Source organism: Coprococcus sp. AF102-57 (assembly GCF_027686195.1).
Classification (GTDB): domain Bacteria; phylum Bacillota; class Clostridia; order Lachnospirales; family Lachnospiraceae; genus Allocoprococcus; species Allocoprococcus comes.
Genome location: NZ_JAQCSY010000011.1, coordinates 57,610 through 72,031 on the forward strand (window position 1 = coordinate 57,610; position 14,422 = coordinate 72,031).

Below are 14,422 nucleotides of genomic sequence, written 5' to 3' on the forward strand. Positions count from 1 at the left end.
TTCAATGCTTTTCAAAAAGAGTAGATCAGATTTATATGCAGCATATTTTCTTTTCTCCTGCAGTATGTTTTGCTCTTCTGACAACAAAACACCCGGAACCATTTTCATGATTCCGGGCAAATATATTTACTATTTTACTAATAATGATTTTCCAGTCATATCTGCTGGCTGCTGCATTCCCATCAGCTCGATCAGCGTCGGAGCGATGTCTGCAAGGCATCCGCCTTCACGAAGCTTATATGCAGGATCTGCATTTACAAGAATGAACGGAACCGGGTTCGTTGTATGAGCGGTAAATGGTTCTCCTGTCTCTTCATCGATCAGCTGTTCTGCATTTCCGTGGTCAGCGCAGATAAACATCTGTCCACCAACTTCTTGCACTGCATCAACTGCTTTTCCTACACATTCATCAACAGCTTCAATTGCTTTGATCACTGCTGCTTCTACACCGGTATGGCCAACCATATCCGGGTTTGCAAAGTTAATTACGATTACGTCGTACTTGTCCGCTTTGATTGCATCTACAAGCTTGTCACATACTTCATATGCACTCATCTCCGGCTTCAGATCGTAAGTTGCAACCTTAGGCGATTTGACAAGGATTCTGTCCTCTCCCTTGTTCGGTTCTTCTACTCCACCATTAAAGAAGAAGGTAACATGTGCATATTTCTCTGTCTCGGCGATTCTTGCCTGTGTCATGTTGTTTGCTGCAAGAAATTCGCCAAATGTATTCGTGATGCCTTCTTTTACAAATGCAACCATTTTATTTGGAATTGTCTCATCATACTCTGTAAAACATACATAAGTTGTCTTGATACGTTCTCCTCTGTCAAATCCGTCAAAATCATCCGCACAGAATGTTCTGGTGATTTCTCTTGCTCGATCCGGGCGGAAATTAAAGAAGATCACAGAATCTCCGTCTTTTACAGTTGCAACCGGTGTACCGTTTTTTGTCACTACAAATGGTACTACGAATTCGTCAGTTACTTCTTTGTCGTAAGAAGCCTGGATTCCTTCTGTTGCTGATGCTGCTGTGTCACCTTCGCCGCGTGTAAGTGCTGCGTATGCTTTTTCTACACGGTCCCAACGGTTGTCACGGTCCATTGCATAGTAACGTCCGGAAACACTTGCAACTTCACCTACACCGATTTCTTTCATCTTTGCTTCTAACTGTTCAACATATTCTTTTCCAGATGCCGGAGGTGTATCACGTCCGTCAAGGAAGCAGTGAACATATACTTTGTCCAGCCCCTGTCTCTTTGCAAGTTCCAAAATTCCATAAATATGTGTAATATGACTGTGTACACCACCATCAGATACCAGTCCCATCAGATGAAGAGCTGTACCGTTCTTCTTCGCATTTTCACAGGCTGCAAGAAGTGCCTTATTTTCAAAGAAATCGCCATCAGCGATTGCTTTTGTGATCTTGGTGAGCTCCTGGTAAATAATACGTCCTGCACCCATATTCATATGACCTACTTCCGAGTTACCCATCTGACCGTCCGGAAGTCCTACAGCAAGTCCGCTTGCATTTCCTTTTACAAACGGATATTCAGCCATTAATTTATCCATAACCGGTGTGTTTGCCTCTGCAATACCGTTGCCTTTCTTTTCATCTCTCAGACCGTAACCGTCTAAGATCATCAAAACTGTTGGTTTTTTACTCATCGTCTTACACTCCTTCATTTTGTCTTAAAGCGTTTGATTTCTCTTTCAGTTAAATATTGTACATGATTTTATATATGCTTGCAAGCACTTGTTAAAACTTTGACAGCTGAAAAACGCAGGCATTTCTGCCTGCGCCTTGGTATAATTGACTATTTCCAGTTTACAATCTTACCAAAATCCGGTTTTAAAGAAGCACCACCTACAAGTCCACCATCGATATCCGGCTGAGCGAATAATTCCGGTGCTGTAGCTGCATTTACAGATCCGCCGTACTGAATACGGATTGCTTCTGCTGTAGCTTCATCATAAACTTCAGCGATACATTCACGGATAGCTTTGCAAACCTCCTGAGCCTGCTCTGTTGTAGCTGTCTTACCGGTTCCGATTGCCCAGATTGGCTCATAAGCGATAACTGCTGTCTTAGCCTGATCTGCTGTTACATTCTGGAATCCAACTTTAACCTGCTGACGGATGAAGTCCATTGTCACACCCTGTTCACGCTGTTCAAGAGTTTCTCCACAGCACATGATCGGTGTAAGTCCGTGTTCAAATGCTTTCAGCATCTTTTTATTCACAGTCTCGTTTGTCTCTGCGAAGTATTCTCTTCTTTCAGAGTGTCCGAGAACAACATATTTAACACCAGCATCTGTAAGCATGTTCGGAGAGATTTCTCCTGTGTATGCACCTTTTTCTTCAAAGTACATATTCTCTGCTCCAACCTGGATGTTGCTTCCTTTTGCAGCTTCTACAACCGGAATGATATCGATTGCCGGTACGCAGAATACCACGTCAGCCTCTTCTGTCACAACCAGAGATTTGAGTGTATTCACAAGCTCTACTGCCTCTGAAGGTGTCATATTCATTTTCCAGTTACCTGCAATAATTTTCTTTCTTGCCATTGCAATAATCTCCCTTATTTTATCTTAATTACAGACGCTGCTTATTTATCGTTAGCAGCTGCTACACCTGGCAGTTCCTTACCTTCAAGGAATTCAAGGGAAGCTCCGCCACCTGTAGAGATGTGAGTCATCTTGTCGCCGTATCCGAGCTGGTTAACTGCTGCTGCCGAATCACCACCACCGATGATTGTTACTGCATCTGTCTCAGCAAGTGCTTTTGCGACTTCTTCTGTTCCTTTTGCAAAGTTCGGCATCTCGAATGCACCCATAGGTCCGTTCCATACAACTGTCTTTGCATCTTTTACAGCGTCAGCATAGATCTTGATTGTCTCTGGTCCGATGTCAAGTCCTTCCCATCCTTCCGGAATTTCGCCAGCTTTAACAACTTTGATATTTGCATCATTTGAAAAATCATCTGCAATTACGTTGTCTACCGGAAGAAGGAGTTTTACGCCTTTGTCTTTAGCTTTCTGAATCATGTTCAGTGCATATTCACAGTAATCTTCTTCAAGAAGAGATTTTCCAACGGTTCCGCCCTGTGCTTTGCTGAATGTATAAGACATACCTCCACCAATGATCAGAGTGTCTACTTTATCGATCAGGTTTTCGATTACAGAAATCTTGCTTGAAACTTTAGCTCCACCAAGGATTGCAACGAACGGTCTTTCCGGATTGTTTACTGCATTTCCAAGGAAATCGATTTCTTTCTGCATAAGATATCCTACAACTGCTGTATCAACATATTTGGTAACACCAACGTTAGAGCAGTGTGCACGATGAGCTGTTCCGAATGCATCGTTTACGAATACATCACAAAGAGAAGCGAGTTCCTTAGAGAATTCATCTCCGTTCTTTGTTTCTTCTGCTCTGTAACGTGTATTTTCAAGAAGGATTACCTCTCCATCTTTCATAGCTTCAACTGCTGCTTTTGCATTTGGTCCTACTACTTCAGGATCTGCTGCGAATTTTACTTCCTGTCCGAGAAGTTCTGAAAGTCTTACTGCAACCGGTGCAAGAGAAAGCTCCGGTTTCGGTTCTCCCTTCGGTTTACCAAGATGTGAGCAGAGGATTACTTTTCCTCCGTCAGCGATCAGTTTCTTGATTGTAGGAAGTGCTGCAACAAGACGGTTCTCGTCTGTGATCTTTCCATCGATCAGCGGTACGTTAAAATCGCATCTTACAAGGACTTTTTTCCCTTTTACATTGATATCATCTACAGATTTTTTGTTAAGCATAATCCTGCCTCCTGTTTACATTTCGTTTAAATGGGATGTGCTGAGCGCAGTTGCTTGCGACAATCTGCGTTTTCACACGAATACACATCTTGGGCACATAGTGCCTTTTATTTAGCAGGAAGCTCCATCAGAATTTCCTGTTAAATAAAAGAGCCCGGTCCATGTAGACCGGACCCTTGCTTGAGTCTAACTCTGGAATATTCCAGTAAGAATCAATTCAGCCTGTCCAAACAAACGTTACGGATTAAAGTAATGTTCCGAAGTGTTTGATTGTTCTTACCATCTGGCTTGTGTAAGAGTTTTCATTGTCATACCAAGAAACAACCTGTACTTCTGTTGTTCCGTTGTCAAGCGGAAGTACCATTGTCTGAGTAGAATCGAAGAGAGAACCAAATCTCATTCCTACGATATCGCTAGAAACGATCTGATCTTCGTTGTATCCAAATGATTCGTTAGAAGCTGCTTTCATAGCTGCGTTAATCTGTTCAACTGTTACGTTTCCTTCAACTACAGCTGTAAGGATTGTTGTAGATCCTGTAGGGGTTGGTACACGCTGTGCAGATCCGATAAGTTTTCCGTTAAGTTCCGGAATAACAAGTCCGATTGCTTTAGCTGCTCCTGTGCTGTTAGGAACGATGTTAACTGCTGCTGCACGAGATCTTCTCAGATCACCTTTTCTCTGTGGTCCGTCAAGAGTCATCTGATCACCTGTGTAAGCATGGATTGTGCACATGATACCAGATTTGATCGGTGCAAGATCATTAAGAGCCTTAGCCATTGGTGCAAGACAGTTTGTTGTACAAGAAGCTGCAGAAATGATTGCGTCATCTTTTGTAAGCTGTGTATGGTTTACATTGTAAACGATTGTAGGAAGGTCATTTCCTGCTGGTGCAGAAATGATAACGTGTTTAGCACCTGCATCGATATGTGCCTGAGCTTTTGCTTTAGATGTGTAGAATCCTGTACATTCAAGAACTACATCTACTCCGATTTCTCCCCATGGAAGTTCAGCTGCATTAGCTTTAGCGTAGATTTTGATTTCTTTTCCGTCTACTGTGATGGAGTCTTCTCCAGCAGATACTTTATCAGCTAATTCATATTTTCCCTGTGTTGAATCATATTTTAATAAGTGAGCCAGCATCTTAGGAGATGTAAGGTCGTTGATTGCTACGATCTCAAATCCCTCTGCTCCAAACATCTGTCTGAATGCAAGACGTCCAATACGTCCAAATCCATTGATTGCTACTTTTACTGCCATGATTTAGTCCTCCTAAAGATAAATTGTATTACTGTATATAACAGTTACATTTTTCTTGACAAATCTTATCATTGTTTAAGATTTATCAACTGTAATTTATTGTACTAAATTCAGAACAAAAATTCAATCCCCTTTTTTCACTTTATTTTTCTGAAAACCGGGGCCCTTTTTATGAATTCTGCATAATATTTAAAGCCACATGCTTCGAGAATATTGTCAACTATGTTAAAATCATACCCTACATGCTCTGGTTTATGTGCATCTGCGCCGACGGTGATGATCTCTCCCCCCAGCTTTTTGTATCTTTTTAACACATCCGGATGCGGATGTGCAAAAGGAAGGCCATACTTCAGTCCTGCCGTATTGACTTCCAGCCCTTTTCCGTGTTCAATAAGATACCGCAGGATTTCATCTATTTCATCCGCAAATCTGCCGTAAGAATATTCCTGTTCCCGATGTTTTCCATAACGTACCACATAATCCAGATGTCCGAGCACATCAAAATCCGCTACAGCCCTGATATCGGCTATTGTCTCCCGAAGTGCCATCCGGTAGGCCTCTTCATCCGAAATTCCCTCAAAGAACTCAGGATAATAAGGATCCTTCCCACCAACCACATGCATGGATCCGATCACAAAATCATACGGATTTGCCGCGGTAAATGCTTTTGCTTTCTCCGCAAGGTGTGGCTGAAGTCCAAACTCCACACCGATCCGGATATCCAGCTTCTCTTTATACTTTTCCTTCAGTGCTCCAAGCTCTTTAAAATAGGTTTCCGGATCAAACACAAATTCAATATCATCACAAAAATAATCAATATCTTCATGATCCGTAAAACAGATTGCTTCCAGTCCTTTATCGATTGCTGCAAGAACCATATCTTCCGGTTTTGCCTCTGAATCTCCGGAAAAATAAGTGTGCATATGGCAGTCCGCTCTCATATTTTGCCCTCCTTGTCATTCTTCATGTGTAAATCCACCCGGCTTTCCCGCAAATCATTTGTTGGATTGCAGTACGGTCCCAATATACCAAAAAGCAGAACAATTCTGAGCTATCCCAGAATTGTTCCGCCTCCAAGTACATAATCTCCATCATACAGTACCAGTGCCTGCCCCGGTGTAACCGCTCTCTGCGGTGTCTCAAAGATGCACTCTATCTCATCTTCTCCCGTTTTGCGGACTGTGCACCAATCCCCTTTATGGTTGTATCTGATTTTGGCAAATACGCGCATCTCACCTTCCAGATCCTCTACTGTCATAAAGTTCAGCTTATTTGCACGGACCCGCGTCGTCATCAGATCTTCATTCGTCCCTATCACAACTTCATTCGTATCTGGACGGATCTCAAGCACGAATGCCTGATACCCAAGAGAAAGTCCAAGTCCTTTTCTCTGTCCGATCGTATAGTGGATGATTCCTTTATGCCGTCCCAGGATCTTTCCGTCCGGTGTTACAAAATTACCTTCCGGGATTTTCTGGTTACTTTCTTCTTCAATAAAAGATGCATAATCGTCATCGGATACAAAACAGATATCCTGACTGTCCGGTTTGTTCGCAATCTGCAATCCGATCTCTTTTGCGATCTCGCGGATCTGGTCTTTTTCGTATTCACCGACAGGCATCAGCGTTCTTCTCAGCTGATCCTGGGTAAGATTATAAAGCGCATAGGTCTGGTCTTTTGACCAGGTTGCCGAATGCCGGATCGCATAGCGTCCGTTCGGCAACTGTTCTACTCTCGCATAGTGACCTGTTGCAATATAGTCTGCTCCGATCTCCATGCTCCGTGTAAGAAGAGATTCCCATTTTACATAACGGTTACACGCAATGCACGGATTTGGTGTCCGGCCATGCAAATATTCATCCACAAAATAATCGATTACCTTCTCCTGAAAATCCTTCTTGAAATTCATCACATAATACGGAATGCCGATCTGTGCCGCAACTTTTCTAGCATCATCTACCGCGCTGAGTCCACAGCATCCGCCGTTTTCTTCCTGTATTTTTGATTCTTCATCCTGCCAGATCTGCATCGTAACACCGATCACATCATATCCCTGTTCTTTCAGAAGATAAGCCGCTACCGATGAGTCGACGCCCCCCGACATTCCGACTACCACTTTCTTTTTTGCCATTCTCTTTTCTCCAGTAGAAAATTCTAATACTCTTCCTCTTCTGCTTCTTCACCTTCACTGATATCGTTCTTCGGCTTCTGAAGTCCTTCGATCTTGATCCCGTGCTTCTCTGCATAATCCCACAACGCTGCATGGATTGCCTCCTCTGCCAGTAAAGAACAGTGTACTTTAACCGGCGGCAGTCCGTCAAGTGCTTCCATAACGGCTTTGTTTGTCACCTGCATTGCTTCTGAAATATGTTTTCCCTTTACAAGTTCTGTCGCCATACTGCTTGTTGCAACAGCCGCTCCACATCCGAATGTCTTAAATTTTACATCATTGATGATTCCGTTATCATCAATATCAAGGTAGATTCTCATGATATCACCACATTTGGCGTTACCAACAGTACCCACTCCGCTTGCGTTCTCGATTTCTCCCATATTACGCGGATGCTGAAAATGATCCATTACTTTCTCTGTATACATTGTAAATTCCTCCTATAGCTGTATTTTCTATCGTATTATTTATTCTGTTTTTTTACAAAATCTTCATAAAGTGGTGACATTCCGCGCAAATCGCTTACGATTGTCTTGAGCTGATCTACTACATAATCAATGTCTTCTTTTGTGATCTCTTCATTCAGAGTCAGACGCAGAGATCCATGCGCAATCTCGTGTGGCAGTCCGATTGCAAGAAGTACATGGGATGGATCAAGAGATCCGGATGTACATGCAGATCCACTGGATCCACAAATTCCTGCCATATCAAGACGGATCAGCATAGATTCGCCCTCAATGAAACGGAAGCAGAAGTTTGCGTTATTTGGCAGACGGTCTGTCGGATGTCCGTTCAGCTTGGTGTACGGGATTTCTTCCATCACACGTTTGATCAGATAATCTCTCATCTCGCGCTCTTTTGCTGTACGTTCTTCCATCGTAGCGATAGCACGTTTTGTTGCTGTACCGATTCCAACAATACCCGGAACATTTTCTGTACCTGCACGACGTTTTCTTTCCTGTGCCCCACCATGAACGAAGGAACGGATCTTCACGCCTTTTCTGATATAGAGGAATCCGATTCCTTTTGGTCCGTTCAGCTTGTGTCCGCTGGCACTTAACATATCAATATGACATTCATCTACATTGATCGGGACCTGTCCGAAAGCCTGTACGGCGTCTGTGTGGAACAGGATACCATGTTTGTGGGCGATCTCACCGATCTCTTTGATCGGTTCAATTGTTCCGATTTCGTTGTTTGCATACATTACAGAGATCAGGATGGTATCCGGGCGGATTGCTGCTTCCACATCTGCCGGATTTACTTTTCCGTATTCATCCACATCAAGATAAGTCACTTCAAACCCACGCTCTTCCAAATAAGCTGCTGTATGCAGGATCGCATGATGTTCGATCTTGGTTGTGATAATATGTTTTCCTTTATTCTGATAAGCCTCAGCGGTTGCTTTGAGTGCCCAGTTGTCAGACTCTGATCCGCCGGCTGTAAAATAAATTTCGTTGCTCTTTGCACCGAGTGCGTTTGCGATTCTTTCTCTCTGTTCTGCCACAACATCTTTGTTATGGGATGCGAAGCTGTAGATCGCAGAAGGATTGCCATACTGCTCTGTAAAATATGGCAGCATTGCTTCCAGAACTTCTGGTGCAGTTTTTGTTGTTGCTGCGTTATCCAAATAAATTAATTTACTCATCTTTTTGTCCTTCTTTCTTTATTTCTTTATTCATTTCCACAAGGGTATTTATCATAATACTGTCTACCGTCTGTGCCATGCTTTCATTGACTTTCTTCCAGACATATTTCGTGATACAGCTGCCCTGGATCTCGCAGCTGTCTTCCGAATGAAGTGCTGCACAAGTCGCAGGTTCCAGGTCTCCTTCAAGTGCTCTGAGTACATCACCAACAGAAACTTCCGCCGCATCCTTTGCCAGCCGATATCCTCCTCCCGCTCCACGGATACTCTTGACAAGACCTGCCTTTTTCAGCTTCGCCATGAGCTGTTCCAGATATCGTTCCGATATCTCCTGCCTGGCTGATATACTGCTGATGGAAACCGGTTCTTCTGCGCCATAACACGCAAGATCGATAAAGGCGCGCAAACCATAACGACCCTTCGTTGAGATCTTCAATCCATCACCTTCTCTTTATTTTTATATCCCACTGTTTTACTAGGATTTCTTGCAAATTGAGAATATCACCTCTGTTATGTTCTGTCAAGGCTCTTTCTTGCATATATTTTAAAACAAAAATGCCTTTGGAGCTGCTATGTCACAAAAACATTTTCTCCTGAAAGGAACTTTTATCCTTACTGTAGTCGGCATTCTCACCCGTGTAATGGGATTTTTTTACCGTATTTTTCTCAGCAGATCTTTCCCTGCAGAAGAAATCGGTCTGTATCAGCTGATTTTCCCTGTCTACACACTTGCTTATGCTGCAACTTCAGCAGGGATCGAGACGGCTCTGGCGCGCCTGGTTGCCGCCTCTTCTGCAAAAAAGCAGTCTGCAAAAGCTTATTCTTACCTGAAAGCAGCACTGCTTTGTTCTCTTTTTCTTTCCATCTGCTGTCTTTTTCTGTTGCAGAAAAATGCTGTTTTCCTCACCACAGTCATACTTGGTGATCCCCGATGCGCCTCTCTCATCTTCCTGATAGCATATGCACTTCCATTTGCAGCTCTGCACAGTTGCAGCTGTGGTTACTTTCTGGGGCTCAAGCAGATCCGGCTTCCTGCCCTCTCCCAATTATTTGAACAGCTGGTCCGGATCTTTTTTGTTATCTTCCTCTATACAGCCGATGCTCATACCGCTTTTACACCATCTGTCGCAATTGCTGTCCTCGGAATTGTCGGTGGTGAAATTGCAGCCGCTTTTCTTTGCATCCATAAGCTCAGAACTGCCGGGCAACCTTTATCCCCACACCAGGAGCCGGCTCTTTCTGCTGTTCCTCCCCTGCTTTTTTCTGCCCTTCCACTGACCGCAAGCAGAGTCCTTCTGAATCTTTTTCAGAGTCTGGAAGCAATTTCTATTCCTCTTGCCCTGCAAAAGTATGGAATGAGTATCTCCGCTTCTCTTAGCACCTACGGAATTCTGACCGGAATTGCCCTTCCCTGCATTTTATTTCCATCTGCCCTCACCAATTCCATCTCCACAATGCTCCTCCCCGAAGTTGCCAGTATGCCGGATGCTCAGAAAAAGCATGCTCTTCCGCAGCTTTTACGGAAAGTTATTTTTTTCTGCCTGTTTCTTGGTTTTGCCTGCCTGCTATTTTTCTTTACCGCATCCGGCTTTATCAGCAGACGGATCTTTCATACACCAGAAGCCGGAAATTATATCTTAACACTAGCATTTATCTGTCCTTTTCTCTATAGTAACACCGCACTGATCAGTGTGTTAAATGGTCTGGATCTTGCCGGAAAAACTTTTCTGATCAATCTGTTCACCCTGGCAGTACGAATCTGTGGTGTTCTGTTTCTGATTCCGCAGTTCGGGATTCTTGGCTATCTGTGGGCATTGCTTGCAAGCCAGCTTCTTACATTTGGCTGCTGCATATTTCTCCTGATAAAACAAGGGCGATAAAAAACGGCAGAAAGTCCTCTTTACCGAATTATTCAGTAAGAGGGCTTTCTGCCATTTTCTATCACCTAACGCTAAAATGTGGCTGAACACATTCCTGCTATGTAAGAACCTTCACAAACCAGCGGACAATCCCAGGGTTTAAATATACCTCAGACAAAATTCCCGCCACGATCATCATAACAGTAAATCCTGTTTTTGTTCCATTCCATTCACTTTGCGGATAACGATAATAATACCGGATCAATAAAAGATATGCCGGTACATAAAAAATATATTGCGGGAAAATACCGGCAATACACAACAGCATTCCGCAAAGGCCCATCCTTAAAACTGCCGCCACAGACAGTATCCCTGCTGCAAAGCCTGTCCAAAGGAGAATTCCGGCTGCTGTCAGTCTGCGAAACCCCAGATTTGCCACACAGACCGCTAACGCCAGAGGCATCACTCTCCATCTGAGCAGATACCACAGGTAATCTTCATTTATGATTTTCACCTGTGTATACTGATTTAGAAAATATTCATGGAAAATCCCAGTCATCGTAACATAATTTTTCGCAATAAAATTAGCATATAAGATACCCATTCCAAAACCGATCAGATATAGCATGGGCAGCTGATATTTCTTCCGATAAAATTCCACATTCCGGCCTCCAATAATTTCACATAGTTCATTATATGACCGGAGCTGTCAATTATGCGTTCACTTTATCTGTTATACTTTGCATCATAGGCAAGGATAGCAGCTACAGTCTTGGAATCTTCAATCTTTCCTTCAAAGATCATCTGCTTCAATTCTTCAACCGTATGTGCCTCTACATTCACAAATTCATTCTCATCCAGATGCTGATGGGTACGGATCAGGTTTCGTGCCACATAAACTTCGATTTTTTCGTTGCAAAGTGCTACAGTTGTTCGAAGCGTGATCAGCCATTCCAGATCATCACTGTGATATCCGGTCTCTTCTTCCAATTCTCTTGCCGAACAGTCTCGTCCCGGTTCATCTGCTTGGTCCAGCCCTCCTGCCGGAAGCTCCAGTGTAAAGCGATCCAGTGCATTCCGGTACTGTCTTACCATCAGGAGTCTGCCGTCATCCATCACAGGTATCACAGCAGCAGCCCCTTTGTGGTGGATATAGTCCCACACCTCATGATTTCCATTGGAAAACTCCATATAATCTTTGTATACATCAACAATTGTTCCCTGATATACCCTTTCTCTTTTTACACGTTTGATTTCTTTTTTCATCCGTTTTCCACTTCCTTTTCACACAACTATTAGAAACACGCTCCGCGAGTTTCTCAAGTTATCGCGGCAGTCGCCAAGGTCTCGTGCAAGCACGGACTTTGGCTCGTTGCTCGCGTAAATTAAATACAGCCATCCAAAAGATTGAATCTTTTGGACGGCTGTCGTTTTCTGATTATCGTGTTATTTAGCATAATCTGTAACACGGGATTCCCGGATTACATTTACTTTAATCTGACCTGGATATTCCAATTCATATTCAATCTGTTTTGAAATATCTCTTGCCAGCAATACCATATCATCATCAGATACTTGTTCTGGAACTACCATTACGCGAATCTCTCTACCCGCCTGAATAGCAAATGACTTCTCAACCCCTTTAAACTGGTTGGTAATATCTTCTAACTGTTTTAATCTGTTTGTGTATGTCTCCAAGGTTTCTCTTCTTGCACCTGGTCTTGCAGCCGAAATCGCATCTGCTGCCTGAACAACGCCTGCAATCAGAGACTGTGGTTCTACATCACCATGATGTGCTTCTACCGCGTTGATAATAAGCGGCGACTCTTTGTATTTTCTACAAAGGTCTACACCAATCTGAACATGTGAACCTTCTACATCGTGATCGATCGATTTACCGATGTCATGTAAAAGACCTGCACGCTTTGCGATACGGACATCCAGCCCGATCTCGCCCGCAAGCAATCCGGATAGCTGAGCAACCTCGATTGAATGCTTCAGTGCATTCTGACCGTAGCTCGTTCTGAACTTCATACGTCCAAGAAGACGAATCAGTTCTGGATGGATGCCGTGTACACCAACTTCAAGTGCTGCTGCCTCTCCTTCTTCGCGCATCATAGTCTCTACTTCTTTCTGCGCTTTTTCAACCATCTCTTCGATTCTTGCAGGATGGATTCGTCCATCTACGATCAAACGCTCCAGTGCAATTCTTGCCACTTCTCTTCGGATTGGATCAAATCCGGAAAGAACAACTGCCTCCGGAGTATCATCAATAATAAGCTCTACTCCTGTCAGTGTCTCAAGAGTACGGATATTCCGTCCCTCTCGTCCGATAATTCTACCCTTCATCTCGTCACTTGGAAGCTGAACTACCGAGATCGTAGTTTCAGCCACATGATCTGCCGCACATCTCTGGATTGCGGTGACAACATACTCTTTCGCCTTCTTGTCAGCCTCTTCCTTTGCACGTGTTTCAAGCTCTTTCACCATCTTGGCAGTGTCATGTTTCACATCTTCTTCAACAGTTTTTAATAGATAATCCTTTGCCTGTTCGGAGGTAAGTCCTGAGATTCTTTCTAGTTCCTGTACTCTTTTCTGGCTGAGTTCTTCAACTTCAGCCTCCCGCTGCTTCATCGCTGTCTCTTTTGCAGTAAATGCAGTCTCTCTCTGCTCAATTGCCGCAGATCTCTTATCCAGAGATTCTTCTTTTGAAAGTACACGCTTTTCATAACGCTGAAGTTCAGCTCTGCGTTCCTTAGTCTCTTTTTCAAGTTCATTCTTTGTCTTGATAGACTCTTCCTTTACTTCCAAAAGTGCTTCCTTCTTCTTTGTCTCTGCTGTCTTCAAAGCATCATCAATAATTTCTCTTGCTTTTACATCAGCGTTCCCAATTTTAGAATTTGCATCGTTCTTCAACTTGGAAACAGTAACAAAATAAGTAACCGGCATTACTACTATAAGCGTAACAACTACAGCAATAATTATAGGTATCAGCACAGGAGCACCTCCTTATTTAGTTTTCATTGTACAAATACAACACTTAAATTCTATACTGTTTTCACAAATATGTCAAGCATTCCAATCGCAAACTTGTATTACTTGACGGATATCTTCGTAACGAAATCCTTTCCGCACCAAATATCCATATATTTTCTGCTTTTCTTTCGGATCCGTACAGGCAAAGTCCCAGTGTTTTTTGCGAAGAAGCTCCCGGATTGCTTCCTGATCGGAATGCTCTTCATACATCTCTTCCATGATCTCTTCTGCCCGGTTCATATCCACGCCCTTCTGTCTCAGAAGGGCATAAATCTCCCGTCTGCTCTTTTTATCTTTCCTGCTGTCTATAAAGTTCCGAATGTAGGCGTCATCATTGATATATCCAAATGATTTCACATAGGCAATCGCCGCTTCGGTGATCTCCGATGGATAGCCGCCCAGCTTTAATTTATCTCTGAGCTGGGATTCAGTTCTTGCCATGTCATTCAGCAGGTGCATCGCACGAAGCTTTGCCCGCTTCAAAAGGACTTCTTTGATCTTTGTATAAGTATCCTCTGTCAGTTCACACTCTTCTTTCAGGTGAAAACGGGACAGTTCGCCTTTGTAAACCACAAAGGCGAACTGCTCATCAACAGATACCCGATACTTTGTCTTTGTAACTGGCTCGATTCGGGTAATTCTCATCATA

The 14,422-nt window shown here is 43.3% G+C and carries 14 protein-coding genes; 1 reads left to right on the plus strand and 13 read right to left on the minus strand.

Annotated features, from left to right (window positions below):
- Positions 1 to 129: 129 nt before the first annotated feature.
- The 9 genes from gpmI to PGZ10_RS08855 form a co-directional block, all read right to left on the minus strand.
- Positions 130 to 1,668 carry a 2,3-bisphosphoglycerate-independent phosphoglycerate mutase gene (gene gpmI / locus PGZ10_RS08815; protein WP_117556684.1) on the minus strand — a complete coding sequence of 513 codons (1,539 nt, stop codon included), beginning with the start codon at positions 1,666 to 1,668 and terminating at the stop codon, positions 130 to 132.
- A gap of 149 nt (positions 1,669 to 1,817) precedes the next feature.
- Positions 1,818 to 2,567: a triose-phosphate isomerase gene (gene tpiA, locus PGZ10_RS08820; protein WP_008372272.1), complete on the minus strand. Its 750-nt coding sequence runs from the start codon at positions 2,565 to 2,567 to the stop codon at positions 1,818 to 1,820.
- 41 nt (positions 2,568 to 2,608) lie between these two features.
- Positions 2,609 to 3,802, minus strand: a complete 1,194-nt coding sequence (locus tag PGZ10_RS08825; RefSeq protein ID WP_022220114.1) for a phosphoglycerate kinase — start codon at positions 3,800 to 3,802, stop codon at positions 2,609 to 2,611.
- Between the two features lie 244 nt (positions 3,803 to 4,046).
- Positions 4,047 to 5,060: a type I glyceraldehyde-3-phosphate dehydrogenase gene (gene gap / locus PGZ10_RS08830; RefSeq protein ID WP_117834545.1), complete on the minus strand. Its 1,014-nt coding sequence runs from the start codon at positions 5,058 to 5,060 to the stop codon at positions 4,047 to 4,049.
- 137 nt (positions 5,061 to 5,197) lie between these two features.
- Positions 5,198 to 6,001, minus strand: coding sequence for a histidinol-phosphatase HisJ family protein (locus tag PGZ10_RS08835; RefSeq protein WP_270541168.1), 804 nt, complete (start codon positions 5,999 to 6,001; stop codon positions 5,198 to 5,200).
- A 110-nt stretch (positions 6,002 to 6,111) separates the two neighbouring features.
- Positions 6,112 to 7,191 carry a tRNA 2-thiouridine(34) synthase MnmA gene (gene mnmA, locus PGZ10_RS08840; protein ID WP_117556678.1) on the minus strand — a complete coding sequence of 360 codons (1,080 nt, stop codon included), beginning with the start codon at positions 7,189 to 7,191 and terminating at the stop codon, positions 6,112 to 6,114.
- A gap of 23 nt (positions 7,192 to 7,214) precedes the next feature.
- Positions 7,215 to 7,658 carry a Fe-S cluster assembly scaffold protein NifU gene (gene nifU / locus PGZ10_RS08845; protein ID WP_008372281.1) on the minus strand — a complete coding sequence of 148 codons (444 nt, stop codon included), beginning with the start codon at positions 7,656 to 7,658 and terminating at the stop codon, positions 7,215 to 7,217.
- 35 nt (positions 7,659 to 7,693) lie between these two features.
- Complete coding sequence (nifS, locus tag PGZ10_RS08850) at positions 7,694 to 8,878, minus strand: cysteine desulfurase NifS (RefSeq protein ID WP_270541171.1); 1,185 nt, start codon at positions 8,876 to 8,878, stop codon at positions 7,694 to 7,696.
- Positions 8,871 to 9,314, minus strand: coding sequence for an RrF2 family transcriptional regulator (locus PGZ10_RS08855; protein ID WP_055260503.1), 444 nt, complete (start codon positions 9,312 to 9,314; stop codon positions 8,871 to 8,873). Before PGZ10_RS08855 ends, nifS begins: the two co-directional genes overlap by 8 nt.
- A gap of 136 nt (positions 9,315 to 9,450) precedes the next feature.
- On the opposite strand from PGZ10_RS08855, the gene PGZ10_RS08860 reads away from it, so the two are divergent.
- A complete protein-coding gene (locus tag PGZ10_RS08860; protein ID WP_270541173.1) occupies positions 9,451 to 10,758 on the plus strand; it encodes an oligosaccharide flippase family protein in 1,308 nt (435 codons plus the stop codon).
- A 97-nt stretch (positions 10,759 to 10,855) separates the two neighbouring features.
- Here the strand turns inward: PGZ10_RS08860 and PGZ10_RS08865 are convergent, their stop codons facing one another.
- From PGZ10_RS08865 to PGZ10_RS08880, 4 genes are all read right to left on the minus strand, one after another.
- Entirely contained in the window at positions 10,856 to 11,398 is a 543-nt protein-coding gene (locus tag PGZ10_RS08865) for a stage II sporulation protein M (protein WP_243002775.1), read from the minus strand.
- Between the two features lie 65 nt (positions 11,399 to 11,463).
- The gene (locus PGZ10_RS08870; protein WP_008372292.1) at positions 11,464 to 12,003 is read right to left on the minus strand and encodes an NUDIX hydrolase; all 540 of its coding nucleotides are present in this window, start codon (positions 12,001 to 12,003) and stop codon (positions 11,464 to 11,466) included.
- 180 nt (positions 12,004 to 12,183) lie between these two features.
- The gene (gene rny / locus PGZ10_RS08875; RefSeq protein WP_008372294.1) at positions 12,184 to 13,734 is read right to left on the minus strand and encodes a ribonuclease Y; all 1,551 of its coding nucleotides are present in this window, start codon (positions 13,732 to 13,734) and stop codon (positions 12,184 to 12,186) included.
- A 72-nt stretch (positions 13,735 to 13,806) separates the two neighbouring features.
- Positions 13,807 to 14,418: a regulatory protein RecX gene (locus tag PGZ10_RS08880; protein ID WP_270541199.1), complete on the minus strand. Its 612-nt coding sequence runs from the start codon at positions 14,416 to 14,418 to the stop codon at positions 13,807 to 13,809.
- Positions 14,419 to 14,422: the final 4 nt, after the last annotated feature.

What these genes read in the sequence shown, in the direction of transcription:
- gpmI (WP_117556684.1), bottom strand. Translation starts at nt 1,668, where the DNA reads ATGAGTAAAAAACCAACAGTTTTGATGATCTTAGACGGTTACGGTCTG.
- tpiA (WP_008372272.1), bottom strand. Translation starts at nt 2,567, where the DNA reads ATGGCAAGAAAGAAAATTATTGCAGGTAACTGGAAAATGAATATGACA.
- PGZ10_RS08825 (WP_022220114.1), bottom strand. Translation starts at nt 3,802, where the DNA reads ATGCTTAACAAAAAATCTGTAGATGATATCAATGTAAAAGGGAAAAAA.
- gap (WP_117834545.1), bottom strand. Translation starts at nt 5,060, where the DNA reads ATGGCAGTAAAAGTAGCAATCAATGGATTTGGACGTATTGGACGTCTT.
- PGZ10_RS08835 (WP_270541168.1), bottom strand. Translation starts at nt 6,001, where the DNA reads ATGAGAGCGGACTGCCATATGCACACTTATTTTTCCGGAGATTCAGAG.
- mnmA (WP_117556678.1), bottom strand. Translation starts at nt 7,191, where the DNA reads ATGGCAAAAAAGAAAGTGGTAGTCGGAATGTCGGGGGGCGTCGACTCA.
- nifU (WP_008372281.1), bottom strand. Translation starts at nt 7,658, where the DNA reads ATGTATACAGAGAAAGTAATGGATCATTTTCAGCATCCGCGTAATATG.
- nifS (WP_270541171.1), bottom strand. Translation starts at nt 8,878, where the DNA reads ATGAGTAAATTAATTTATTTGGATAACGCAGCAACAACAAAAACTGCA.
- PGZ10_RS08860 (WP_270541173.1), top strand. Translation starts at nt 9,451, where the DNA reads ATGTCACAAAAACATTTTCTCCTGAAAGGAACTTTTATCCTTACTGTA.
- PGZ10_RS08870 (WP_008372292.1), bottom strand. Translation starts at nt 12,003, where the DNA reads ATGAAAAAAGAAATCAAACGTGTAAAAAGAGAAAGGGTATATCAGGGA.
- PGZ10_RS08880 (WP_270541199.1), bottom strand. Translation starts at nt 14,418, where the DNA reads ATGAGAATTACCCGAATCGAGCCAGTTACAAAGACAAAGTATCGGGTA.